This is a genomic window from Pseudoalteromonas sp. bablab_jr011 (assembly GCF_016464045.1).
In the GTDB taxonomy this organism is placed as follows: domain Bacteria; phylum Pseudomonadota; class Gammaproteobacteria; order Enterobacterales; family Alteromonadaceae; genus Pseudoalteromonas; species Pseudoalteromonas lipolytica.
This window is the reverse complement of sequence record NZ_JACDWU010000018.1, coordinates 1-1,383: the sequence shown is the minus strand read 5'-3', so window position 1 is coordinate 1,383 and position 1,383 is coordinate 1. Positions and strand designations below refer to the sequence as shown.

2 protein-coding genes are annotated in these 1,383 nt (G+C 54.8%); one reads left to right on the top strand and one right to left on the bottom strand.

Annotation, left to right across the window (positions count from 1 at the left end; translation table 11 throughout):
* Window positions 1-89: 89 nt before the first annotated feature.
* Window positions 90-497 (bottom strand): Cd(II)/Pb(II)-responsive transcriptional regulator, encoded by a 408-nt coding sequence (cadR, locus tag JIG41_RS00395; RefSeq protein WP_004364961.1) that lies wholly within the window; start codon window positions 495-497, stop codon window positions 90-92.
* A 95-nt stretch (window positions 498-592) separates the two neighbouring features.
* Between cadR and JIG41_RS00390 the strand changes: the two genes are divergently transcribed.
* Window positions 593-1,383 (top strand): cation transporter (locus tag JIG41_RS00390; RefSeq protein ID WP_199524090.1); only part of this gene is annotated, 791 nt, incomplete at its 3' end.

Sequence of the window (1,383 nt, the reverse complement as noted above, 5' to 3'; positions counted from 1 at the left end):
TTGGGTAAGCGGATTAAATGGTTGATCTTACCTTTGCATGAGAGTGAGACAGACCGGCATCTCATCGGATTATCTGGTTGATGCTTCACCTACTGCTGGTGCATGTTTCCTTCGCTAATTCCAGCAAGAACCCCACACGCCTCAACTTCCCGGTCATCGTTGCAACTCGCTCTCAGTGAAACGAGTTGTTTCTCAAGCGCTTGCAGAGCGGTTATCTGCGACCGCACATGAGAGATGTGATCATCGAGCAAGGCGTTGACGGCGGTACAAGGCTGATGAGGGTCGTCCTGATAGCTCTGTAGTTCGTGAATCTCAGCCAGTGACAGGCCCAGGATTCTGCAGCGACGGATGAAGGCCAGCCCCTCACCATGCTTCTCGGTATAGACACGGTAACCGTTGTCCTGCCGATCAGGCGGCGGCAACAAGCCCTGCTGTTCATAGAAGCGGATCGTCTGTGTTTCGACCCCTACCAACTGCGCCAACTGACCAATGCGCATCAGCCTCCTCCCCAACGGATTATTTACTCTATTGACCTTATAGTAGCTTTATAGTTTAAAATGGTACCACAACATTGTTCAAGTGGAGTCGTATCATGAGCAAATCCTGTGGTGGCGCCTGTGGCGCTGATGCAACGTCCGCAGCGGATACCGATATACAGGCCTCCTCCGAGGCGCCAGGGAGATGGGTCAGTGTTTATGCCGTGCCGAAGATGGACTGTCCATCAGAAGAACGAATGATTCGCCTAGCCCTGAACGGCTTTGAGGAGATTCGGGCGCTGTCCTTCGACTTGTCGAACCGCCGGCTGAAGGTCGTGCATGACGGCGAGGTCGAGCCCGTCACCTCGAAACTGAAGACCTTGGGGCTAGGCGCCTCGCTTCAGGAAACCGTCGCTGCAAATCCGGAGACCATCAAGGCCGCCGAGTTTTCGGCAGCTTCTGCTAAGCAAGAATCCGGGACCCTGCGCTGGTTGCTCGGCATCAATGCACTTCTGTTCGTGGTGGAAATGACTGCCGGTCTGATCGCCCGGTCCACCGGCCTGATTGGAGAATCCCTGGACAATTTTGCCGATGCGGCGGTGTACGGGCTTGCCCTTTATGCGGTTGGACATAGCGTGAAAATGCAGGTACGTGCCGCGCATCTTGCTGGTGTACTGCAACTGATCTTGGCTGTGGGCGTACTCATAGAGGTGGTGAGACGCTTTGTATTCGGTAGTGAGCCTGAATCGCTGGTGATGATGGCTATCGCATTCGTCGCATTGATTGCCAATACCAGTTGTCTGCTGCTCATATCCAAACATCGGGAAGGCGGGGCGCACATGAAGGCAAGCTGGATATTCTCGGCCAACGACGTGGTGATCAACCTGGGGGTCATCACCGCCGGCGC